This window comes from Rhodovulum sp. P5 (assembly GCF_002079305.1).
GTDB lineage: Bacteria > Pseudomonadota > Alphaproteobacteria > Rhodobacterales > Rhodobacteraceae > Rhodovulum.
The window spans coordinates 3,945,067-3,966,332 of the sequence record NZ_CP015039.1 but is presented as its reverse complement, the minus strand read 5'-3'; the positions used below and the strand labels follow the sequence as shown (position 1 = coordinate 3,966,332).

Here is a 21,266-nt window from a genome sequence, read left to right as displayed (position 1 = left end):
GAACATGCAATCGGGCGGGCCACCCAAGGGGCCCGCCCGATCTGCACACGAACACCCGTTCACATGACCGAAGGGAGGCGGCGCATGGAAACCGAAAGTGTGTGGCTGGGGCCGTTGAGGGGACCGGTCAGGATCGTGGCGATCCTGTTCGGGGCCTTCACCGCCCTTGTCTTCGGATGGCTGGTGCTGAACCAGTTCATCTCGGAAGAGGCCATCGGCATGCACGAGATGATCCGCCCCGCCGGCCGGCCGGTCGTGCAGGCGATGCTGATCGGACTGGCCGGAACGCTGCTCTTTACCTCGGTATACCTTTCCGACAGCATCGGCGCGATCGAACCGAAGCCCGAGGGCTTCTTCGATGTGCTGTCGCTTGTCACCTCGCGGCTGGCGATGATCGCCGTGGCCTTCATCGTCATCGTGATGTTCTACGAGGTCGTGTCGCGCTACGTCTTCAGCCGGCCGACGCTTTGGGCGAACGAGCTGTCGCTCTGGATCGCGGCCTTCGTGTTCCTGCTTGCCGGGCAATACGCGATGCAGCAGCGCAGCCATATCCGCATCTATGTCATCTACGACATCATGCCCCGCTGGATGCAGAAACTGGCGGACGTGATCTCGGTATCGCTCATCTGCGCTTTCTTCTTCGCGCTTCTGTGGGGCGGGTATAACGACGCCATGCGCCGGATGCTGCGGATGGAGACCTTCGGCACCGCGTGGGATCCGCCCATCCCCGGCACGGTCAAGCCCGCGGTCCTGATCATCATCTTCCTGGTGACGATCCAGGCGGTGTCGAACCTGATCGCCGACTGGAACAAGCGGCCGGACCACCACAAGGGGATCGAGGATATCGACGAGACCGAGATCGAGAACATCCGCCGCACGCTGGAGGAGAACTAGGCCATGGTCGATATCGGCACACTCAGCCTCATCATCCTCCTGTCCATGTTCGCCCTTCTGGCGATCGGGATGCCCCTTGGCTTTGCCTCGGCCTTTCTGGCCGTGGTCACGCTGGTTCTGAAATTCGACGTCGACATCCTGTTCCGCACCTTCGGGCAGGGGCCGCTATCGGTGCTGGGGCAGGCAATCTATCGCCAGTTGACCAACTACGTCCTGATCTCGGTGCCCCTGTTCATCCTGATGGCGTCCTTGCTGGAGCGATCGGGCATTGCGCGGGACATGTACAACTCCCTGAACATGTGGCTCTCCCGCACTCGCGGCGGCATCGCAATCGTGACCTCGATCATGGCGGTGATCATGGCGGCGATGTCGGGCATCATCGGGGGGGAGGTCGTGCTGCTGGGCCTGATCGCGCTGCCGCAGATGCTGCGGCTGGGCTATAACCAGAACCTCGCCATCGGGACGATCTGTGCCTCGGGCAGCCTTGGCACCATGATCCCGCCGTCCATCGTGCTGATCTTCTACGGGCTGGTGACCGAAACCTCGATCAAGGCGCTGTTCACCGCGTCCTTCCTGCCGGGGTTCATGCTGGCCTCGTTCTTCATCATCTACATCATCCTGACGACCCGGCTTAACCCGTCGATGGCCCCCCTGCCCGAGGAAAAGCCCGGCGATCCGAAGGGCGCCGAAAAGGCCCTGATGTTCCTCGGCTTCGCCTCGCGCTTCACGATGTGGATCACCGGCGTTCTGCTGCTGCGCAACCTGTTCTTCACGGTCACCGGCAGCAACGCGGTGACAACGGGGGTCGACCCGATCTTCCTTGGCATGGTCAGCGACATTCCGTGGATCATCGGGGCCTTCGCGCTGGCCGCGGCGGCGATGTTCCTTGTGGCTGGTCGCGAACGCACTGCGAAGGGCTGGGAAATGGGCAAGGGCCTGATCGCGCCGATCATCGTGATCGGGGTTGTGCTGGGCTCCATCTACGGGGGCATCACCGGCATTACAGAGGCTGCGGGCATGGGCGTTGTCGCGGTCTTCGTGATCGGCCTGATCCGGCGCGAAATGACGTTCGAGATCGTGTGGGACAGCCTGATGCGCACGCTGAAATCCACCGGCACGATCATCTGGGTCACCATCGGTGCGGCGTCGCTGGCCGCGGCCTACACGCTGGCGGGGGGGCCGAATTACGTGGCCAACCTGATCGTGGGGGCGGACCTGCCGACGATGGGGATCATCCTTGTGATGATGGTGATCTTCCTGATCATGGGCATGTTCATGGACTGGATCGGGATCGTGCTGCTGATCATGCCGGTGTTCCTGCCCATCGTGCTGCGCCTGCCGGTGGATGAGATCGGCGTATTCGGCTCGCTGGAGCCGCGCTACGTCGCGATCTGGTTCGGGGTGGTGTTCTGCATGAACATGCAGGTCAGCTTCCTTTCACCGCCCTTTGGTCCGGCCGCGTTCTACCTGAAATCGGTGGCGCCGCCGCATATCTCGCTGACCGATATCTTCCGCGGCTTCCTGCCCTTCATCGGCATTCAGCTTCTGGCGCTGTCGGTGCTGCTGATCTGGCCGCCCATCGTGACCCTGTTCCTGTAACGGGCTTGCAGTCTCAGCCGGGGCGGCAGACCTGCCCCGGCCCTTTTGACGAGGGGACCCCCATGAAGACCGTCCGGCTTTCCGATGCGGACAATGTCGAAACCGCGATCACGCCCCTGAAGGTCGGGGAGGACGGGGCGATTGAGGCCATCCCCCGCGGCCACAAACTGGCGACACAGACGATCCCCAACGGCGCGCCGGTTCTGAAATACGCGCAAGTCATCGGCTACGCCGCCGGGGACATTGCGCCGGGGGCCCATGTGCACACCCATAACCTCGCCTTCCGGAATGTGGAGACGGAGTACGAGTTCTCCACCAACCTGCGTCCCGTGCCCCCGGCGCCCGAGATCGACACATTCTTGGGCTATCGGCGGGCGTCCGGCCGTGTCGGCACGCGCAACTATATCGCCGTTCTGACCTCGGTGAACTGCTCTGCCACCGCGGCGCGGATGATCGCGGGCCATTTCACGCCAGAGCGTCTGGCCCCCTATACCAATGTCGATGGCGTGGTGGCCTTCGTCCACGGCACGGGCTGCGCGATGGGCGGGGACGGCACCGGGTTTCAGGCGTTGCAGCGGGTCCTTTGGGGCTATGCACGCAACCCCAATGTCGGCGGGGTGCTGATGGCGGGCCTTGGCTGCGAGATGATGCAGATCGACTGGCTGATCGAGGCCTATGGCCTGACGCCGGGCCCGCTGTTCCAGACGATGAACATTCAGGACGTCGGCGGGCTGCGCAAGACCGTCGATCTGGGCATTGCCAAGGTCGAAGCCATGCTGCCAGAGGTCAACGCGGCGCAGCGCACCCCTTGCCCGGCGTCGGAGTTGATGGTCGCCCTGCAATGCGGCGGATCGGATGCGTGGTCCGGGATCACGGCGAACCCCGCGCTGGGATATGCCTGCGACCTGCTGGTGGCGCAGGGGGGCACCGGCGTGCTGGCCGAGACGCCCGAGATCTACGGCGCCGAACATCTGCTGACCGCCCGCGCCGCAACGCGCGAGATCGGCGAGAAGCTGATCGGCCTGATCCGCTGGTGGGAGGATTATACGGCGCGCAACCGCGGCAGCATGGACAACAACCCCTCTCCCGGCAACAAGGCGGGCGGGCTGACCACGATCCTTGAAAAATCGCTGGGCGCGGCGGCCAAGGGGGGCACGACGCCGCTGATGGGCGTCTACGACTATGCCGAACCGGTGACGGCGAAGGGCTTCGTCTTCATGGACAGCCCCGGTTACGACCCGGCCTCCGTCACCGGGCAGATCGCCTCGGGCTGCAATCTGGTGGCCTTCACCACCGGGCGCGGCTCCGCCTTTGGCGCCAAGCCTTCGCCCTCGATGAAGATCGCGACGAATACAGAGATGTACGAGCGGCTGAGCGATGACATGGACGTCAATGCCGGGCGCATCCTGACCGACGGCGCCACCGTCGAGGAGGTCGGGCGCGAAATCTACGACATGTGGCTGCGCATGGCGAGCGGTGAACAGAGCAAGTCGGAGGCGGAGGGCCTTGGCGATTTCGAATTCGTCCCGTGGCAGATCGGCGCGGTGATGTAGCGGACAACGGAAAGGCAATAGCGGATGGACTTACCCCGTATCGGATTTATCGGGCTGGGCCTCATGGGCCGGGCGATGGTGGAATGCCTGCAAAAGGGCGCCTATGAGCTGACCGTTCTGGGCCACCGGGATCGCACCGGCGTGGACGAGGCGCTGAACCACGGCGCGACCGAGGCCGAAACGGCCAAGGCGCTGGCCGAGGAGGTCGATATCGTGATGATCTGCGTCGGCACATCGGACCAGGTCGAAAGCCGCGTTTACGGGGAGGATGGTCTTCTGGCCGGCGCCCAGCCCGGTCAGGTGATCATCGATTTCGGCACCTCCCTGCCCGCCTCGACCCTCAAGATCGGTGCGGCGCTGGCTGAAAAGGGTGCGACCTATCTGGATGCGCCCCTGGGCCGGACACCCGCCCATGCAAAGGACGGCAAGCTGAACATCATGTGCGCGGGCGACCGGGCGGCCTATGACAAGGTCAAACCGGTGCTGGACGTGCTGGGGGAGAACGTCTTTCACCTTGGCAAGCTGGGCAACGGGCATACGATCAAGCTGATCAACAACTACTTCGCCATGACCACCGCCTGCGCCATGTCAGAGGCGTTCGCGATGGCCGATGCCGCGGGGATCGGGCGGCAGGAACTTTATGACGTGATGGCCGCGGGACCGAACCATTCCGGCATGATGGACTTCATCAAGGCCTATGCGACGGACGGGCAGATCGACCTTGCCTTCACTGTCGCGAACGCGGCCAAGGACGTCGGATATTACCGGCAGATGGCCGCGGATCTGGGACAGGCCAGCCGCATGTCGGGCGCGGCCGATGCCACCCTGCGCGAGGTACGCGATAGTGGCGACGGGGCACTGATGGTTCCGGAACTCGTCGCGTGGATGGCCACCCATCTGGGGAGAAAAACGGCATGAGACTTTCGGGCAAACGCACCTTCATCACCGCCGCGGGCCAGGGCATCGGGCGGGCCATCGCCGAAGGTTTCGCCCGCGAAGGGGCAGACATCGTGGCGACAGACCTGAACGCCGACCTGTTGCAGGGGCTGACGGGGGAAAGTTTCGCGCTGGACGTCACCGACAAGGCCGCGCTGACCACGGCCATTCGGGACGCCGCGCCGGAGGTTCTGGTCAACTGCGCGGGTTTCGTCCATTCCGGCACGATCCTCGATGCCACCGATGACGAGTTCGACTTCGCCATTTCGCTGAACGTCAAGGCACAGTTCCACGCGATGCAGGCCGCGATCCCCGGCATGATCGAACGGGGCGGCGGATCGATTATCAACATCGCCTCGGTCGCGTCGTCAGTCGTCGCCGCGCCCAACCGATGTATCTACGGCATGTCCAAGGCCGCGGTGATCGGGATGACGAAATCGGTGGCGCTCGACTTTGTCACCAAGGGCATTCGCGTCAACGCCATCTGCCCCGGTACGGTGGACAGCCCCTCGCTGCACGACCGGCTGCGGGCGATGGGCGACTATGACACCGCGCGCAAGGCGTTCGAGGCACGCCAACCGATGGGCCGGATCGGCACGGCAGAGGAGATCGCCCATCTGGCGATCTATCTGGCCTCTGACGAAAGCGCCTTTACCACCGGACAGGCCCATGTGATCGACGGCGGCTGGGCCGTAGGGTAAGACAAGGCATGGGCAGGGTCATCCCACGCGAGGACAAGACAGCCGCGGGCGTCGCGCTGATGGCGCTGGCGGTGTGTTTCTTCACCTGCATCGACACTTCGGCCAAGTGGCTGATCCTTGCAGGGCTGCCGACGCTGCAGGTGGTCTTCGTCCGTTACCTCGTGCACTGGCTTCTGGCGCTGACCCTTTACCTGCCGCAGGAAGGTGCCGCGGCGCTGCGCTCCAACCGGCCTTGGCTGCAACTCTTGCGCTCGGCCTTTCTGCTCGGCAGCACGGTCTTCAACTTCTCGGCGCTGAAATTCCTGCCGATCACGGTGACCACGACGATCATGTTCGCCGGCCCCATCGCGGTGACTCTGCTGGCGATCCCGCTGCTTGGCGAACGGGTGGGCATCCGCCGCATCCTCGCCGTCTGCACCGGCTTCATGGGGGTGCTGGTGGTGATCCAGCCCTGGGGCGCGGCGTTTCACCCCGCGATGTTCCTCAGCCTTGCCGCGATGGTGTCGGCGTCGATGTATTTCATCATGACGCGGATGCTGGCGGGGGAGGAGGCCAATTCCACCCAGCAGATCTGGTCAAGCGGCACCGCCGCGCTGGCGCTGGCGCCCTTCGTCTTTGGCGGCTGGATGTGGCCCGACCGCGCCGTCGACTGGGTGGTCTTCTTCGCGATCGGCGGGTTCGGCGCAGGCGGGCATATCGCGGCGACCATCGCCCACCGCTGGGCCGATGCCTCCCTCCTCGCACCCATGGTCTATATCCAGGTGTTCACCGCTGCCATCGCGGGGATCCTCGTCTTCGCCACATGGCCCACCGTCTGGACGCTGGGCGGGGGCTTGGTGATCATCGCCTCGGGGCTTTACATCTGGCGGCGAGAGCGCCGGCTGAAAGCTCAATCCTCGAAATGACCGGCCTTGGCGAAATTGCCGCCCTGATACAGGATCGCCGGGTCGTTCGGGTCATTGGGCACGTAATCCGCGAATTTCGTCGCGAACATCTCGGAACTGTCCTGCGGCACCCAGCCCAGATAGGCGGTCTTGGAATTGTCCCACCAGCTTTCGCGGTTGTTCGACACGCCATAGACCACCGGACAGCCCAGCCGCGGCGCAAACAGCATCGCCCCGATCAGGCGCAGCATGTCCTCCTTGCTCATCCAGGTGGCCATCATCCGCCGGTCCTTCGGCTGGGGAAAGCACGACCCGATACGCAGGATCAGGCTCTCGATCCCGAACTTGTGCCAATAGTACCGCGCCAGCGCCTCGCCATAGGCCTTGGAAACGCCATACATGCTGTCGGGGCGGATCTCGCTGTCGGCATCCAGCCGGGTCTCGCGGGGATGAAACCCGATAACGTGGTTGGAACTGGCAAACAGGATGCGGCGGACCCCCGCCTTCCGCGCGGCCTCGTAAAGGGTATAGGTACCCTTGACGTTGACCTCGTGGATCAGGTCGGCCCGGTTCTCGGTCGAGATACCGCCGAAATGCAGGATCGCATCGCAGCCCGCCACAAGCCGCGCGGCGTCCGCAGGGTTGGTCAGGTCGCCCGGCATCCAGTCTTCGCCGGGCTCTGCCTGCGGGATCGCGTCGGCCAGATCGCTCAACCGCATCCGCACCTTCAGCCGCGGAAGGATCGGCCGAAGCAGCGTGCCGATACCCCCCGCAGCCCCCGTCATCAGGACCTGCTGCATCTTGTTCCTCCCTTGGCTTTCCCTTGGGCCAGACTAACAGCACCCCCGCCCCAGACAACCGCAAGGCTTGCCCCATGAAGATCGCCGAGATCCGGACCCACCTGCTCTGCCACAAGCTGGACGTGCCGTTTCATTCCTCCTTCTCGACCTTCACCGAACGCTGGGCCTGTCTGGTGGAAATCACCTGCGACGATGGCACGACCGGATGGGGCGAATGCCTTGGCCCCGCCCGGCCCAACGCCGCAATCGTGCAGGCGATGGCGCCGCTTCTGATCGGGCGCGACCCGTTGCAGATCGAACCGATCTGGACCCATCTTTACAACCAGTTCCGCGATCAGGGGCAACGGGGCCTGACGGTCACCGCGCAGTCGGGGATCGACATCGCGCTGTGGGACATCGCGGGGCACCATTTCGGGATGCCGGTGCATGTGCTGGCCGGTGGCGCCTACCGGTCGTCGGTGCCCGCCTATGCAACGGGCGGTTTCATGCAGGAGGGGCGCGACCGGGTGGCGGCCTTGGCCGATGAACTGGCCGCCTACGCGGCGGCGGGGTTCACGGCGGCCAAGATCAAGATCGGCTATGGCCATGACCTTGACGTTGCGGCCGTCCGCGCCGCGCGACAGGTTCTTGGGCCCGACCGCGCGTTGATGATCGACGCCAATCACGGCTATGACGCGGTCGACGCGATCCGGCTGGGCCGCGCCGTTGCCGATCAGGATATCGACTGGTTCGAGGAACCGGTCGTTCCCGAACAGCTTGACGCCTATGTTCAGGTCCGCCGGGGCCAGCCCATCCCCGTGGCGGGCGGCGAGACATGGCACACCCGTACGGCCCATGCGCAAGCGCTGAACGCCCGCGCCGTCGATATCCTGCAACCGGACGTGGCGGGCTGCGGCGGCATCACCGAGATGCGCAAGATCGCCGCCATGGCGGAAACCGCAGGCGTGCGCGTGGTGCCCCATGTCTGGGGGACGGGCGTGCATGTGGCGGCGTCCCTTCAGATGCTGACGATCCTGCCGCCCTCGCCGCAGCGGCATGCGCCAAGCGATCCGTGGCTGGAATTCGACCAGACCGACAACCCGTTCCGCATGGCGATCCTGAAGACCCCGATCGCCTGTCAGAACGGGCGCGTCGCGATCCCCGACGCGCCGGGACTTGGCGTTGATATCGACCGGGACGCGCTGACCGAATGGCGCGCCCCGGACCCTCAATAAAGCCGGGGCTATTTAAAGCCGGGGCTATTTCAGCCGGTTCGGTTCCTGCTCTCTCAGATAGGCGGCCTGCGCCTTGGACAGCGGGATCGTGTCATACCCCGTGATCATCGTCTTGATGTAGTGGAACGCGGTCTTGCCGGTGGTCGTCATGTAGACATGGATCAACACGAAGATCACCATCATGTAGGCCGCCGCCGTGTGGATGAACGCCAGCAGCGGCAAGGCAATCGTTCCCGCCGCAAGCTTTGCCCAGAGCGGAAACAGGATATAGACGATGCCAGAGGCCCAAAGCGCCGGCCCGATGATCACCATGAAGGTCAGATAGGCCAGCGACTGAAGCGCGTTCTGCTTGCGCTTCAGCGACTTGGTATAGGGGTGCGGCGCGCCGGTCAGGATGCCCCAGGCATAGAACCGGATGACCTCCCACAGGCTGGACAGCTTCGGCAGGTATTGCCGCCACTGGTTGGTGGTGAAATGCCAGAAGGTCGTGAACACCCACAGCAGGATCAACGCGATGGCCGCATAGGAATGGATCAGCACCGCCAGACGATAATCCATCGGCAACAGCCCATGTACGGAGAACCCGGTCAGCGCAAGGATGAAGATCAAGAGCGCCTGGGACCAGTGCCAGAACCGCTCATACGCGGTGTAGATCATGACCGTGCGCTTGGGTTCGTCCTCGCCGCGGAATTCGGCCTCGGTTGCGTCGGTCATCATTCCTCTCCCTTGCCGTTGCTGCGCAGCGCGATCCGCAGACCGCCATGCAGGACCACCCCCAGAAGCGTCAGGCCAAGCCCGGCCAGGCCCAATGTCTCAAGCCAACCGAACCGGCTGAACCCGGGCATGTAGACCCCGGCCACCTTCGCAAGACGGCTGTCGCGCGCGTGGCAGGCGGAACAGTCCAGCGCCGCGTCTTTCGGTGCGACCATGTGGGTGATCGGCCAGTTGGACACTGTGGGCAGGAACCCGATCTCGCCGGAGAATGGGCGCTGCTCGATCTCCATCCCGGCCTCGATCGATTTCGCGATGTCGAAATTACCCCAGAAGGCGGCATCGTCATCGCCCCACAGATGGTTGTAAACCAGCGTCTTGTTACCGGCGTCATAGGGAATGCGGGTGTGCATTTCCTTGAACGGCCAGATCCGCGACCCGGGGTCGGACGCATCCCCAAGCACGTCGTTGATCGGGACGACCGGCTGGCTGTCGTCGATCTGCTCGGTCGGCATGGTATAGCGCATGTCGCCGTTGAACCACTTGTAGGTCGGGGTCAGGTTCTCGCCCCAGACGAAGCTGCCCTTGATCGACCAGTAGGTATGGCGATGCTCGCCATTGCCCTGAGTATATTCCTCCTCGTAATAGCCCGCGCCATCCAGCAGCTTTCCGGCGGTTTCCCAATCCCAGTCGGTCATGGTGGCCACGCCACCGCGCGCGAATTCCGGGATATGGCAGGTCTGGCAGGCGATCCGCGCGGCATGGGCATCCAGCTGATAGCCGATCAGGCTGGGCTTGGGATGCGGTTCGGTGCCGTGGCAGGATTCACATGTCGCGGCCTGACGCAGCTCGCCGGGGCCACCCACACCGTGTTCGTCATGGGCGACCATCTCGTAATGGCTGCCGGCGATGGCATGGTGTTTGGTGACATGGCACCGGGTACAGGCAAAATTCGCCCCGTCCGTTGCCATATGCACGTCCAGCTCTTTCGGCGGGTTCTTCAGCGAGGTGTCGAGATCGCCATGCTTCACCCCGTCGCCGCCGCCCCCGAAGAAGTGGCAGGACCCGCAATTCTCACGCCCGGGCAAGCCGACATTTTGCGCGACATGGGGATAGTCGATGGGCGGCAGGCCCTCGAACATCGTGGCGCAGACCGCATTCCCCTTGGTCGGCGGGGTACGATAATAGCCAGCGGTGCGGTCATGGCAGACAAGGCAATCGACGCTGCTTTCCTTCTGGAACGTGTACTCCTCCCCCTCCCGGACCCCGTTGCCGATATGGCAGGAGGCGCACATGCCCTCGTTGTTCTTGGCATTGGTGCAGAAGTTGTTGATCACGTTTTCCTTGCCGACACGCTGGCCGGTGCGCGGGCTGATATAGTCCCATGTCCAGTGGATGGTCTTCTTGATCTGCGCCTCGGCCTCTGTATGGCAGCCGACGCAGGCCGCGCTCACCTCGAAATTGTTGGCGAACGGGCCTTTCAGGGCCTCGAACTTGGTGTGGTCCGCGGTCTTGCCGAACATCGGGCCGGACTGCTGGCCTGTGACCGGTGGTTCAGGCGGCTTGGGTGGATGGGCCTCTTGATATTTCTTCGCTTCGCCCGCACCGCTGACGGGCAATTCGGGCGTGCCGAACCTGTCCCCTGCCATGCCGTAACCGGCAAGCAGGAAGAACAGGCCCACGCACGTCAAGACCATCGCTCTTGGCGTCATGCTCTGTCTCCTCCCTATCCGGAGTCGCCCGTTTTCGGACCGTTCTCCGGAGATGCGGGCTCCCATCCCGCACTTAAGGATTGTAAACACAGCTTTCGGAATCGCGGGAAAGGAAATTATTCCTGCGGCAAGTTGTCGCCGAGCCTTGAGTCAGGTCAAACCGTTGCGTCGATCACCCGGTTTCGCGACGGATGTTCACATATCTGCGCCGCCGGCATCTAACAGGCTGCTGAAACAGCACATGACATGCGCCTAGGGTCGAAACCTTTCGCACCATCGTCCAAAGCTGGCCCGGGCGACCAGCCCGGGCCAGCTTTGTTTACAAGGAACGGTATTCTCTTGCGACGGCGGGGATTCTGGTTTTTCAGCAGCCTGCTAGCCCCGCCCGATAAAGGGCATCGCGGTGGCCATCACGGTCATGAACTGCACGTTGGCATCCAGCGGCAAAGAGGCCATGTGCAGCACCGACCGCGCCACGTTGGACACGTCCATCACCGGTTCGACCTTCACCGACCCGTCCGCCTGCGGCACGCCCTTGGTCATCTTGGCGGCCATGTCGGTCAGCGCGTTGCCGATGTCGATCTGCCCGCAGGCGATGTTGAAGGGCCGCCCGTCAAGGCTGAGCGACCGGGTCAGCCCGGTGATCGCATGTTTCGAGGCCGTGTAGGGGGTAGAGCCCCAGCGCGGCACATGGGCCGAGATCGAGCCGTTGTTGATGATCCGCCCGCCCTGCGGATCCTGCGCGCGCATCCGGGCAAAGGCCGCGCGGGCGCAGATGAAGCTGCCGGTCAGGTTGATGTCGATACAGCGGCGCCAGTCGTCGACGGCAATTTCGTCGATGGTCGCCCCCATGACCGACACGCCCGCGTTGTTGAACAGCGCATCGATCCGGCCCCATGCCGCGATGGCCGTGTCAAAGGCCGCATCGACCTGCGCCTCATCCGTCACATCGCAGGGCAACGCCAGCGCACCCGCATGGGCCGCGGCCATCGCCTGCAATGGCTCCGCCGTGCGCCCGACAAGGCCGACCTGCCAGCCAGCCTCAAGGAACGCTTCGGCGCAGGCCTTGCCGATCCCGCGACCGGCCCCGGTGATGATGATCGTCTGGGCCATGGGTCCCTCCCTAATGGTTGTCGCGCGGCAGGTTGCGGCCCACCCGCTGATAGGCGGTCGCGAGTTCGAGGCACCCGCCATCGGCCAGTTGCCCGACATGGGTGCGGTAGATCTCCTGCCACGGCGTCTGGTTCTCGATCTCAGGCGCCTGCCATGCGGTCTTGCGCGCCGCCCATTCGGCGTCGTCCACCAGCGCGTTCATGGTGGAGGCGTTCAGATCCAGCCGCACCCGGTCCCCGGTTTGCAGCAGCGCCAGCCCGCCGCCCACCACCGCCTCGGGCGAGGCGTTCAGGATCGAGGGGCTTTCGGACGTCCCCGATTGCCGCCCGTCGCCCACCGTGGGCAGGTGGTTGATGCCCTGCTTGATCAGCGCATCCGGCGGCTGCATGTTCACGACCTCGGCCGAGCCGGGATAGCCCACGCAGCCGACATTGCGGATGAACAGGATGCAGGTTTCGTCGATCTTCAGGTCCGGGTCGTTGATCCGGTCGTGATAGTCCTCCGGCCCTTCGAACACGATGGCGCGGGCCTCGAATACGCCTTCCGTGCCCGGTTCGGACAGGAAACGGCGGCGGAAATCCTCTGAAATCACGCTGGTCTTCATCAGCGCGGAGTCAAACAGGTTGCCCGACAGAACCTTGAACCCGGCATTCTTGCGCAGGGGCGCGTCATAGGTGGTGATGACGTCGGTGTCCCGGCTTTCCCAGCCGGAAAGGTTCTCGCCCATCGGCTTGCCCGTTGCGGTCATGGCCCCGGTGTGCAGGCGCCCGGCCTTCACCAGTTCGCCCATCACCCCCGGCACACCGCCTGCCCGGAAGAAGCTTTCGCCCAGATATTCGCCCGCGGGCTGCATGTTGACCATCAGGGGCACGTCGAAACCGATGGTCTCCCAGTCCTTCACGTTCAGGTCCACCCCTGCATGACGGGCGATGGCCTGCAAATGCGGCGGCGCGTTGGTCGAGCCGCCGATGGCCGCGTTGACGACGATGGCGTTCTCGAACGCCGCCCGCGTCAGGATGTCGGACGGTTTCAGATCGTCCAGCACCATCTGCACGATGCGCTTGCCGGTCTCGTAGGCCATGCCCATCCGTTCGCGGAACGGGGCGGGGATCGCCGAATTGCCGGTCAGGCTCATGCCCAGCGCCTCTGCCATGGCGTTCATCGTGCTGGCGGTGCCCATCGTGTTGCAGTGACCAAGCGAGGGGGCAGAGGAACAGACCCGGTCCATGAACTCGTCATAGTTGATCTTGCCCTCGGCCAGCAGGCGCCGGCTTTCCCAGACGATGGTACCCGATCCCGCGCGCTTGCCCTTCCACCAGCCGTCCAGCATCGGACCGCCGTTCAGCGCGATGGCGGGCAGGTCCACCGTGGCCGCGCCCATCAACATCGCGGGCGTGGTCTTGTCACAGCCGGTGGTCAGCACCACCCCGTCGATGGGATAGCCGTGCAGGATCTCGACCAGCCCCAGATAGGCGAGGTTGCGGTCAAGCGCGGCGGTGGGCCGCTTGCCGGTTTCCTGCAGGGGGTGAACGGGAAATTCCATCGGCACGCCGCCGGCCTCGCGGATGCCCGCCTTGATCCGGTCCATCAGGAAGACATGGATCTTGTTGCAGGGCACAAGGTCCGACCCGGTATTGGCGATGCCGATGACGGGGCGTTCGCTCTGCAACTCTTCCCGTGTGAATTCCTGGTTCTGGTAACGCTCCACGTAAAGCGCGGTGATCCCGGGGTTGTTGGGGTTGTCGAACCATTCCTGGCTGCGGAAGCGTTTGTTCGCGCGGGTGTCTGCCATGCGTGTTCTCCCTGTCTGACGGCCGTCGCGGTTTCGAATCCGCTTGTGCTGGCCTCTTGTGACAGAATTCAAATTTGGTATACCAAAAGCAAGAGGCAAATGCCCGAGGTTCAGGGAGGACCACTCATGACCATGCGCCTTGCGGCCGTGCTGCTGTGCCTTGCAGCACCGGCCCATGCCGAGGTGAACATTTCCCGGGTCGATGCCTGCGTCGCACAAAGCAGCGCGCAGAAACGCCCGCCGACCGACTGTATCGACGCCGCCCTGGCCGAGTGTCTTGCGGTGCCCGCCGATACGCCTGCGGTGGCCGGCCTGTGCTTCAGCGATGCGAAGGAGGCGTTCTCGGCAGCCATCAGCGACGGCATGCAGACCTTGCGCGCCTCTGCCCCCGACCAGATTGCCGCGATTGCGGGGATAGAGGTCAAGTACGACCTGCTGGCCAACCTGCTGCAATGCGACCGGATGGAGGACCTGGCCAAGCTTGGCCCCGCCCCGGCGCAGGAAATCGGCCTCCAGAAGATGCGGTGTGAGGCGACGGCCGCGGGCCTGACCTATATGCGCCTTGTCTGGCGGGCGCGGACACTGCCGTGACGCCGCGCGCGGCCTTCTGGCTGGGCTATCGCGACTGCGCGCCCTTCATCCTTGTCGTGATCCCGTTCGCCACGCTATTCGGGGTGGTGGCCCGCGATGCCGGGCTGGATATCCTGCAGACCATGGCGATGTCGGTTCTCGTGATCGCGGGCGCGTCGCAGTTCACGGCACTGGCGCTGTTAAAGGACCACGCCCCGGTCTTCATCGCGTTGCTGGCCGGTTTGGCGGTGAACCTGCGCATGGCGATGTATTCCGCCGCGCTGGTCCCGCATCTGGGCCATGCCCGGTTGGGGACGCGCGCGCTGATGTCCTACCTGATGGTCGATCAGGCCTTTGCCGTCGCGGTGAAGACCTATGAGGAACGGCCAGAGATGACCCGCCCCGAAAAGGTCGCCTATTATTTCGGGGTCATGATGCTGATCTGCCCGTTCTGGTATGCCTGCACCTTTGCGGGCGCCGTGATCGGGCGGGCGGTCCCGGCAGAGATGTCGCTCGATTTCGCGGCACCGGTGTGTTTCATCGCGCTGATCGGGCCGCTGATCCGCAGCCTGCCCCATACGGTGGCCGCGGTGGTGTCGGTACTGGCGGCGATCCTGTTTTCCGGGCTCCCCGCGGGACTTGGCCTGATCGCGGCGGCGCTGAGCGCCATCATCGCGGGCGCGCAGGTGGAGCTTTGGCTGCGCCGCCGGGGGCATGCGCGATGATCTCTGACTCCGCCTTCTGGACGCTGACGGTGTGTCTGGGCCTCGGCACCTTCCTGATCCGGTTTTCCTTCCTCGGGCTTCTGGGCGGACGGCCGCTGCCCGACTGGTTGCTGCTCCACCTGAAATACGTCGGCGTTGGCGTCTTGCCCGCGCTGGTCACGCCGATGGTCCTTTGGCCCGCTGCCACCGGGGGAGAGACCGACCCCGCCCGCCTGATCGCCGCGCTCGCCACACTGATTGCCGCGCTGAAGGGCACCGTCATCGGCGCGCTGATCGCGGGCATGGGCACGCTGTACCTCGCTCAATATCTCACTCCCCACCTCTGACCCGAAAGGACGCCAAGATGATCGAAGAACCGCCGATCCTGACCCTGCACAAATCCTTCCCCCGTCCGACCAAGGCGCAGATCGCCGCCTTCAGCGGCGTGCCTACCGGGTTCGTCTGCGACGCGATGGACGGGAAAGGGGCGCTCGACACCGCCATCACGCCCATCGGTTTCGGGGTGGATATCGACTGTGTCGCGGTCGGCCCGGCGCTGGTGGCCGATAACGGCCCGGCAGAGATCCTGGCCACGCTCGCCGCGCTGCACATGGTGCAACCGGGCGATGTCGTGATCGCCGCGGTCGACGGGCATCAGGGCTGTTCGGCCTCGGGCGACCAGGTCATGGGCATGATGAAGAATGCCGGTGCCGCGGGCTTTGTCACCGACGGACCGATGCGCGACTATGAAGGCATCGTCGAGGTCGGCCTGCCCGCATGGTGCACCGGGCTGAACCCGAACTCCCCCTATTCCAAGGGGCCGGGGCGTGTTGGCGGCAGCGCGGTGATCGGCGGGCAGATCGTGGCCAGCGGCGACCTGATCGTGGCCGACCGCAACGGCGTGGTGGTCGTGCCCTTCGCCCGGATCGACGAGGTCGCCGGCAAGCTGGATGCCGTGCGCAAGATGGAGGCGGACCTTGAGGCCAAAGTCGCCGCCGGGGCCTATCAACTGCTGGACCTCGACGGCATGATCGCGGAGGGCAAGGCGGTCGTGGTTGAGTAAACCCAAGCCACGGGGCAGAGCGCTCAGCCCTGCCCTTTCTTCACCTCCTCCGCCATGTCCATGCCGTTCAGCCGGGCCATGTGGTCGCCCAGCATCGGCACGAAATCGCCGCCGGCACCGATCGCCTCTACATGCGCATAATACTGCCGCGCGGCAGAGGCCATGAGGCTGAGGACACCGGCATCGGCGGCCATCGCATTGGCGTAGCGCACATCCTTGCTGGCATTGGCGATGGTGAACTTGTGCGCGTCGGGGTCGCGGTCGACGGTATAGCGCATGAAGGTCTCGAAAAACCCGTTCGACAGCCGGCTTGACCCGATCACCTGGCGCACGGTCTGGGGCGATATGCCGACCTTGGCGCCCAGCACCGTCGCCTCTGCATAGACCGCGGCATAGCTCATCGCGATCATGTTCATCAGCAGCTTCATCTTGTGGCCTGCGCCCACGCCGCCGACATGGGTGATGTTGCCCGCCCAGCAGTCAATCACCGGTTTGATCTTGTCAAAGGTGGCGTCATCCGCCCCGACCATCGCGTCCAGCGTGCCGGCCTCCGCCTCTTTCGGCGTGCGGCCCAGCGGTGCGTCGACCAGCGTCACGCCCTCGGCCGCCATCTGATCGGCCAGCGCCATGGTGGAGGCCGGATCGGCGGTGGTCGTGTCGATCACGATCAGGCCCGGACGCGCCCCGGCTAGGATGCCGTCCTGCCCCCGCACCGCGGCCTCCACCGCCGGGGAATTCGGCAGGCACAGATGGATGATGTCGCATTTTTCGGCCATCTCGCGGTTGGTGGCCGCCTCTTGCGCGCCCATGCCCTTCAGGCTTTCGACCGGGTCGCGGTTGCGGTTGCCCTTGATCCACAGGGGATAGCCGCCCTGCAGGATGTTCTTCGCCATGCCGTGGCCCATATAGCCCACGCCGATGAAACCCATGACAGGTGTGTCGGCCATGTGTTCCTCCCTCACAAACTGGCGGTGATGCCGCCGTCGACGTAAAGCGTGTGCCCGTTGACGAAACTGGCGGCGTCGGAGGCGAGGAACACGCAGGCGCCCACCAGTTCCTCCACCCGGCCCCAGCGGCCCGCGGGCGTGCGTTTCTCCAGCCAGGCGCAAAACTCCGGATCGGCCACCAGCGCGGCATTCAGGGGCGTATCGAAATAGCCCGGCGCGATGGCATTGCAGGTCAGTCCATGCCGCGCCCAGTCCGTCGCCATGCCCTTGGTCAGGTTGGCGATGGCGCCCTTGGACGCGGTGTAGGGCGCGATGCCCGGACGGGCGAGCGCCGCCTGCACGCTGGCGATATTGACGATGCGCCCGGCGCCGCGCCCGATCATGTGCCGCGCCACGGCCTGCCCGACATAGAAGGCGGAGTTCACATTGGTCCGCATCAGGCGGTCGAATGCGTCGACCGGGAAGTCCTCCAGCGGCGTGCGGTGCTGCATGCCGGCATTGTTGACAAGGATGTCGATGGGGCCGGTGTCGGCCTCATACCCGTCGATGGCCGTGCGCACAGCCCCTGCATCGGTCACGTCGAAAGGCAGTGTCGCGACCTCTGCCCCCTCGGCGCGCAGGGTTTCGCCCGCGTTGGCAAGGCGCTCGGCATTGCGTGCGTTCAACACCACCCGCGCACCGGCCTGTGCAAGTCCGCGGGCGAGCGCAAAGCCGATGCCCATGGACGCGCCCGTCACAAGGGCCGTCCGGCCGCTCAGATCGAAAAGCTGCATGTCTCCTCCCCCTGCGGGCCTTGCACAGCGGTTGACAAAGCCCCGCAAACCCGCATTCATCGAAATGGTATACCATTAAAGCGGCGATGCAAGACCGCGCCCCCCGGGAGGCCCAGACGTGAGCCCACACACCGCGCTGCCGGCGACGGATCGTCGATGCTGACATTCGCCGCCGCCGTCCTGTTCCTGATCATCACGCCCGGCCCGGGTGTGCTGTCGGCGGCGGGCATGGGGTCTGCCTACGGGTTCCGGCCCGGTTTGCGCTATGTGCTGGGGCTGTTTCTCGGCTCCAACCTTGTCGGGCTGACGGTGATCTCGGGCGTGGCGGCCATCGTCCTGTCGGTGCCGGTGATCCGCGTGGTGCTGATGGGCGCGTCGGTGGCCTATCTGACCTATCTCGCCGCGCGCATCGCCTTTGCCGGGTCCCGCATCGCGTTTATCGAGGCGAAGACACCCCCCGGCGTCATGGCCGGTGTGCTCTTGCAGATCATCAACCCCAAGGCCTATGCCGTGAACACCACGCTTTTTGCGGGGTTCGCCTTTGCGCCGGAAAACCTTGTCTTCGAGACAGCAGCCAAGCTGGTGATCATGAACGCAATCTGGATTCCAATTCACCTCGGCTGGCTGTGGGCGGGGGCAAGCCTGCACCGGCTGAACATCAGCGAGGCCGGGCACCGGCGGATCAATTATCTCATGGCCGCGTCGATGCTTGTCGTCGTGGCGCTGGCCATCCTTTCGGGACTGAACACGGAATGACCGATCACACCGCCGCCCTTGACGAGTTGCGCGCGCAGCTGGGCGACAGGCTCGTCACCACGCAAGCCGAACTTGACCTGCATGCCCGTAACGAGACCTATTATCCCTTTTCCCCGCCCGATGCCGTCGCCTATCCGGAGACGACCGAAGAGGTCGCGGCCATCCTGAAGACCTGCAATGCCCATCGCTGCCCTGTCGTGGCCTATGGGGCCGCCAGTTCGCTGGAGGGGCAGCACCTGGCAACCGCGGGCGGGATCAGCCTTGACATGGCGCGGATGAACCGGGTGCTGACGGTCAATGCCGAGGATCTGAACGTAGTGGTGCAGCCGGGCATCACCCGCAAGACCCTGAACGAGGAATTGCGCGCCACCGGCCTGTTCTTCCCGGTCGATCCCGGGGCCGATGCCTCCATCGGCGGGATGGCGGCGACGCGGGCCAGCGGCACCACCGCCTTTCGCTATGGCACCATGCGCGAAAACGTTCTGGCGCTGGAGGCCGTGATGGCCGACGGCACGATCATCCGCACCGGCAGCAAGGCGCGAAAATCCTCCACCGGTTATGACCTGACCCATCTTCTGGTGGGCTCCGAAGGGACGCTGGGGATCCTGACCGAAGTGACCCTGCGCCTTCAGGGTGTGCCCGAGGCGATCTCGGCCGCGACCTGCCGCTTTGCGAGCGTAGAGGACGCGGTGAACTGCGTGATCCTGACCGTACAGTCGGGCCTGCCCGTGGCGCGGATCGAGATGCTGGACGAGATGATGGTGAAAGGGTTCAACATCTATTCAAAGGCCGGCCTGCCAGAGGCCCCGCATCTGTTCCTTGAATTCCACGGCTCGCCCGCCTGGGTCGCCGAACAGATGGCCAGTTTCGGCGAGATCGCGGCCGATTTCGGCGCCGAAGGGTTCCAGACCGCGACGAAGACCGAGGATCGCAATGCGCTGTGGGACATGCGGCACAAGGCGCATTACGCCAGCACCTCGTTCTTTCCCGGCAAGAAGCTGATGACCACCGATGTCTGCGTGCCGATCTCCAAACTGGCAGAGGCGGTAACGCGCTCTCAGGCGGAATCCCGGCGTCTGGGCCTGACCTGCACCATTGTCAGCCATGCGGGTGACGGCAACTATCACTGCGGGCTGAGCGTCGATCCCGGGGATGCCGACGAGATGGACCGGGGGCGCGAGTTTTCCCACACGCTGGCAGAGCTTGCGCTGGAACTGGGCGGCACGGTCAGCGGCGAACACGGGATCGGGCTGGGCAAGATGAAATACATGGACGCCGAACATGGGGCCGCGCTGACCTACATGCGCGCGATCAAGGCGGCGTTCGACCCCCACGACATCCTGAACCCCGGCAAGATGCTGCCGCCGCCCAGCGCGTAAGGAGGCTTTGATGCTGCCCCGCTCCAACCCCGATCCCGATGCGCTGCTGGTCGGCCGCGTCTGGCGCCCCGGCATCGGCCCGGCCATCGTTACCCTGCGCGATGACGAGGTCGTGGACATCACCAGCCCCGGCACGCCCACGATGCGCGACCTGCTGGAGCATGAGGAACTGCCCCTGCATCTGCCCGACATGAAGGGGGAGACGATCTGCACACTGGCCGACCTGACCGCCGCATCGGTCGAAACCGCCGGGGAGGACGACCTGCATCTTCTGGCGCCCCTCGATCTGCAGGCGGTGAAGGCCTCTGGCGTGACCTTCGCGGAGTCGATGGTGGAGCGGGTGATCGAGGAACAGGCCGCGGGCGACCCCGACCGGGCAGAGGCGATCCGCAAGAAGGTGCAGGCGGTCATCGGCGATAGCCTGTCGGGGATCGAACCGGGATCGGACAAGGCGCTGGAGGTCAAGCGCGTGCTGCAGGCCGAAGGTCTTTGGTCCCCCTATCTGGAGGTCGGCATCGGCCCCTATGCGGAGGTCTTTACCAAGTGCCAGCCGATGGCCTCGGTCGGTTGGGGCGCGGCGGTGGGGCTGCACCCGATTTCCACATGGAACAACCCCGAGCCCGAGATCGTGCTGGCGGTCAACAGCCGGGGGCGCGCGGTGGGCGCGACCTTGGGCAACGACGTGAACCTGCGCGATGTGGAGGGACGGTCGGCCCTGCTGTTGGGCAAGGCGAAGGACAACAACGCCTCTTGCGCCATCGGGCCGTTCGTCCGGCTGTTCGACGACCGGTATACAATGGCCAATGTCGAGGCCGCGGAACTGTCGCTGACCGTGCAGGGCGAGGACGGATTTGCCCTGATCGGCCATTCCTCGATGACGAAGATCAGCCGCCGGCCAATGGACATCCTGCGCCAGACCATCGGGCGCCATCACCAGTATCCCGACGGCTTCTTCCTGTTTCTCGGCACGCTCTTCGCCCCGGTGCAGGACCGCGACACCCCCGGACAGGGCTTTACCCACAAGATGGGCGACGTGGTGACGATCCGCGAAGAAGGCCTGGGCGAGTTGCGCAATATCGTGCGCCTGTCGACCGAGGCCCCGGAATGGAGCTTTGGCACCGGGGCGCTGATGCGCAACCTTGCCGGGCGCAACCTGCTGTAGGCG

The 21,266-nt window shown here is 64.9% G+C and carries 21 protein-coding genes; 14 read left to right on the top strand and 7 right to left on the bottom strand.

All coding sequences use genetic code 11. The features are described from left to right. The first annotated feature begins 84 nt into the window (after positions 1–84). The 6 genes from RGUI_RS18850 to RGUI_RS18825 all read left to right on the top strand — a co-directional run bounded on the left by RGUI_RS18850 (position 85) and on the right by RGUI_RS18825 (position 6,588). Entirely contained in the window at positions 85–894 is an 810-nt protein-coding gene (locus RGUI_RS18850; protein ID WP_081535709.1) for a TRAP transporter small permease subunit, read from the top strand. A gap of 3 nt (positions 895–897) precedes the next feature. Next, positions 898–2,493, top strand: a complete 1,596-nt coding sequence (locus RGUI_RS18845; protein WP_081535707.1) for a TRAP transporter large permease subunit — start codon at positions 898–900, stop codon at positions 2,491–2,493. 62 nt (positions 2,494–2,555) lie between these two features. Then, positions 2,556–4,046: a UxaA family hydrolase gene (locus RGUI_RS18840; RefSeq protein ID WP_081535705.1), complete on the top strand. Its 1,491-nt coding sequence runs from the start codon at positions 2,556–2,558 to the stop codon at positions 4,044–4,046. 24 nt (positions 4,047–4,070) lie between these two features. Then, positions 4,071–4,964 carry an NAD(P)-dependent oxidoreductase gene (locus RGUI_RS18835; protein WP_081535703.1) on the top strand — a complete coding sequence of 298 codons (894 nt, stop codon included), beginning with the start codon at positions 4,071–4,073 and terminating at the stop codon, positions 4,962–4,964. After that, on the top strand, positions 4,961–5,683 hold the full coding sequence (locus RGUI_RS18830; RefSeq protein ID WP_081535701.1) for an SDR family oxidoreductase: 723 nt from the start codon (positions 4,961–4,963) through the stop codon (positions 5,681–5,683). The genes RGUI_RS18835 and RGUI_RS18830 overlap by 4 nt, the downstream gene beginning before the upstream one ends. 8 nt (positions 5,684–5,691) lie before the next feature. Next, positions 5,692–6,588, top strand: coding sequence for a DMT family transporter (locus RGUI_RS18825; RefSeq protein ID WP_081535699.1), 897 nt, complete (start codon positions 5,692–5,694; stop codon positions 6,586–6,588). Here the strand turns inward: RGUI_RS18825 and RGUI_RS18820 are convergent. Next, positions 6,573–7,367: an NAD(P)-dependent oxidoreductase gene (locus RGUI_RS18820; RefSeq protein ID WP_081535697.1), complete on the bottom strand. Its 795-nt coding sequence runs from the start codon at positions 7,365–7,367 to the stop codon at positions 6,573–6,575. The genes RGUI_RS18825 and RGUI_RS18820 overlap by 16 nt on opposite strands. 74 nt (positions 7,368–7,441) lie before the next feature. On the opposite strand from RGUI_RS18820, the gene RGUI_RS18815 reads away from it, so the two are divergent. Continuing rightward, a complete protein-coding gene (locus tag RGUI_RS18815) occupies positions 7,442–8,581 on the top strand; it encodes a mandelate racemase/muconate lactonizing enzyme family protein (RefSeq protein WP_081535695.1) in 1,140 nt (379 codons plus the stop codon). A 24-nt stretch (positions 8,582–8,605) separates the two neighbouring features. On the opposite strand, the gene RGUI_RS18810 is transcribed toward RGUI_RS18815, so the two are convergent. The 4 genes from RGUI_RS18810 to RGUI_RS18795 all read right to left on the bottom strand — a co-directional run bounded on the left by RGUI_RS18810 (position 8,606) and on the right by RGUI_RS18795 (position 13,909). Further along, positions 8,606–9,295, bottom strand: coding sequence for a cytochrome b/b6 domain-containing protein (locus RGUI_RS18810; protein WP_081536177.1), 690 nt, complete (start codon positions 9,293–9,295; stop codon positions 8,606–8,608). After that, positions 9,295–11,004, bottom strand: coding sequence for a tetrathionate reductase family octaheme c-type cytochrome (locus tag RGUI_RS18805; protein ID WP_172841201.1), 1,710 nt, complete (start codon positions 11,002–11,004; stop codon positions 9,295–9,297). The genes RGUI_RS18810 and RGUI_RS18805 overlap by 1 nt, the downstream gene beginning before the upstream one ends. A gap of 375 nt (positions 11,005–11,379) precedes the next feature. After that, positions 11,380–12,117 (bottom strand): SDR family oxidoreductase, encoded by a 738-nt coding sequence (locus tag RGUI_RS18800; RefSeq protein ID WP_081535691.1) that lies wholly within the window; start codon positions 12,115–12,117, stop codon positions 11,380–11,382. Between the two features lie 10 nt (positions 12,118–12,127). After that, the gene (locus RGUI_RS18795) at positions 12,128–13,909 is read right to left on the bottom strand and encodes an IlvD/Edd family dehydratase (protein ID WP_081535689.1); all 1,782 of its coding nucleotides are present in this window, start codon (positions 13,907–13,909) and stop codon (positions 12,128–12,130) included. A gap of 126 nt (positions 13,910–14,035) precedes the next feature. On the opposite strand from RGUI_RS18795, the gene RGUI_RS18790 reads away from it, so the two are divergent. Genes RGUI_RS18790 through RGUI_RS18775 form a run of 4 tightly spaced genes read left to right on the top strand, consistent with a single transcriptional unit; the run spans position 14,036 to position 16,246 of the window. Continuing rightward, on the top strand, positions 14,036–14,500 hold the full coding sequence (locus RGUI_RS18790) for a hypothetical protein (RefSeq protein ID WP_081535687.1): 465 nt from the start codon (positions 14,036–14,038) through the stop codon (positions 14,498–14,500). Next, entirely contained in the window at positions 14,497–15,204 is a 708-nt protein-coding gene (locus tag RGUI_RS18785; protein WP_081535685.1) for an AzlC family ABC transporter permease, read from the top strand. The genes RGUI_RS18790 and RGUI_RS18785 overlap by 4 nt, the downstream gene beginning before the upstream one ends. After that, entirely contained in the window at positions 15,201–15,530 is a 330-nt protein-coding gene (locus RGUI_RS18780; RefSeq protein ID WP_081535683.1) for an AzlD domain-containing protein, read from the top strand. The genes RGUI_RS18785 and RGUI_RS18780 overlap by 4 nt, the downstream gene beginning before the upstream one ends. A 17-nt stretch (positions 15,531–15,547) precedes the next feature. Further along, positions 15,548–16,246, top strand: coding sequence for an RraA family protein (locus RGUI_RS18775; protein ID WP_081535681.1), 699 nt, complete (start codon positions 15,548–15,550; stop codon positions 16,244–16,246). A 23-nt stretch (positions 16,247–16,269) separates the two neighbouring features. Here the strand turns inward: RGUI_RS18775 and RGUI_RS18770 are convergent, their stop codons facing one another. Both RGUI_RS18770 and RGUI_RS18765 read right to left on the bottom strand, forming a co-directional pair. Continuing rightward, entirely contained in the window at positions 16,270–17,193 is a 924-nt protein-coding gene (locus RGUI_RS18770; protein ID WP_081535679.1) for an NAD(P)-dependent oxidoreductase, read from the bottom strand. An 11-nt stretch (positions 17,194–17,204) separates the two neighbouring features. Beyond that, the gene (locus RGUI_RS18765) at positions 17,205–17,966 is read right to left on the bottom strand and encodes an SDR family oxidoreductase (protein ID WP_081535677.1); all 762 of its coding nucleotides are present in this window, start codon (positions 17,964–17,966) and stop codon (positions 17,205–17,207) included. Between the two features lie 156 nt (positions 17,967–18,122). Here RGUI_RS18765 and RGUI_RS18760 point away from each other — a divergent pair, with 156 nt between their 5' ends. From RGUI_RS18760 to RGUI_RS18750, 3 genes are read left to right on the top strand one after another with little or no spacing between them, the layout of a single operon-like run. Further along, the gene (locus RGUI_RS18760) at positions 18,123–18,722 is read left to right on the top strand and encodes a LysE family translocator (protein WP_081535675.1); all 600 of its coding nucleotides are present in this window, start codon (positions 18,123–18,125) and stop codon (positions 18,720–18,722) included. Continuing rightward, positions 18,719–20,101 (top strand): FAD-binding oxidoreductase, encoded by a 1,383-nt coding sequence (locus tag RGUI_RS18755; RefSeq protein ID WP_081535673.1) that lies wholly within the window; start codon positions 18,719–18,721, stop codon positions 20,099–20,101. Before RGUI_RS18760 ends, RGUI_RS18755 begins: the two co-directional genes overlap by 4 nt. A gap of 10 nt (positions 20,102–20,111) precedes the next feature. Then, positions 20,112–21,263: a fumarylacetoacetate hydrolase family protein gene (locus RGUI_RS18750; RefSeq protein WP_081535671.1), complete on the top strand. Its 1,152-nt coding sequence runs from the start codon at positions 20,112–20,114 to the stop codon at positions 21,261–21,263. Positions 21,264–21,266 lie beyond the last annotated feature (3 nt).

Bases quoted from the DNA above. Each gene is read 5' to 3' on its own strand.
- RGUI_RS18820 (WP_081535697.1), bottom strand. From the start codon at position 7,367: ATGCAGCAGGTCCTGATGACGGGGGCTGCGGGGGGTATCGGCACGCTG.
- RGUI_RS18800 (WP_081535691.1), bottom strand. From the start codon at position 12,117: ATGGCCCAGACGATCATCATCACCGGGGCCGGTCGCGGGATCGGCAAG.
- RGUI_RS18765 (WP_081535677.1), bottom strand. From the start codon at position 17,966: ATGCAGCTTTTCGATCTGAGCGGCCGGACGGCCCTTGTGACGGGCGCG.
- RGUI_RS18840 (WP_081535705.1), top strand. From the start codon at position 2,556: ATGAAGACCGTCCGGCTTTCCGATGCGGACAATGTCGAAACCGCGATC.
- RGUI_RS18805 (WP_172841201.1), bottom strand. From the start codon at position 11,004: ATGACGCCAAGAGCGATGGTCTTGACGTGCGTGGGCCTGTTCTTCCTG.
- RGUI_RS18795 (WP_081535689.1), bottom strand. From the start codon at position 13,909: ATGGCAGACACCCGCGCGAACAAACGCTTCCGCAGCCAGGAATGGTTC.
- RGUI_RS18825 (WP_081535699.1), top strand. From the start codon at position 5,692: ATGGGCAGGGTCATCCCACGCGAGGACAAGACAGCCGCGGGCGTCGCG.
- RGUI_RS18750 (WP_081535671.1), top strand. From the start codon at position 20,112: ATGCTGCCCCGCTCCAACCCCGATCCCGATGCGCTGCTGGTCGGCCGC.
- RGUI_RS18845 (WP_081535707.1), top strand. From the start codon at position 898: ATGGTCGATATCGGCACACTCAGCCTCATCATCCTCCTGTCCATGTTC.
- RGUI_RS18770 (WP_081535679.1), bottom strand. From the start codon at position 17,193: ATGGCCGACACACCTGTCATGGGTTTCATCGGCGTGGGCTATATGGGC.
- RGUI_RS18810 (WP_081536177.1), bottom strand. From the start codon at position 9,295: ATGACCGACGCAACCGAGGCCGAATTCCGCGGCGAGGACGAACCCAAG.
- RGUI_RS18760 (WP_081535675.1), top strand. From the start codon at position 18,123: ATGCTGACATTCGCCGCCGCCGTCCTGTTCCTGATCATCACGCCCGGC.
- RGUI_RS18780 (WP_081535683.1), top strand. From the start codon at position 15,201: ATGATCTCTGACTCCGCCTTCTGGACGCTGACGGTGTGTCTGGGCCTC.
- RGUI_RS18850 (WP_081535709.1), top strand. From the start codon at position 85: ATGGAAACCGAAAGTGTGTGGCTGGGGCCGTTGAGGGGACCGGTCAGG.
- RGUI_RS18755 (WP_081535673.1), top strand. From the start codon at position 18,719: ATGACCGATCACACCGCCGCCCTTGACGAGTTGCGCGCGCAGCTGGGC.
- RGUI_RS18790 (WP_081535687.1), top strand. From the start codon at position 14,036: ATGACCATGCGCCTTGCGGCCGTGCTGCTGTGCCTTGCAGCACCGGCC.
- RGUI_RS18830 (WP_081535701.1), top strand. From the start codon at position 4,961: ATGAGACTTTCGGGCAAACGCACCTTCATCACCGCCGCGGGCCAGGGC.
- RGUI_RS18835 (WP_081535703.1), top strand. From the start codon at position 4,071: ATGGACTTACCCCGTATCGGATTTATCGGGCTGGGCCTCATGGGCCGG.
- RGUI_RS18815 (WP_081535695.1), top strand. From the start codon at position 7,442: ATGAAGATCGCCGAGATCCGGACCCACCTGCTCTGCCACAAGCTGGAC.
- RGUI_RS18775 (WP_081535681.1), top strand. From the start codon at position 15,548: ATGATCGAAGAACCGCCGATCCTGACCCTGCACAAATCCTTCCCCCGT.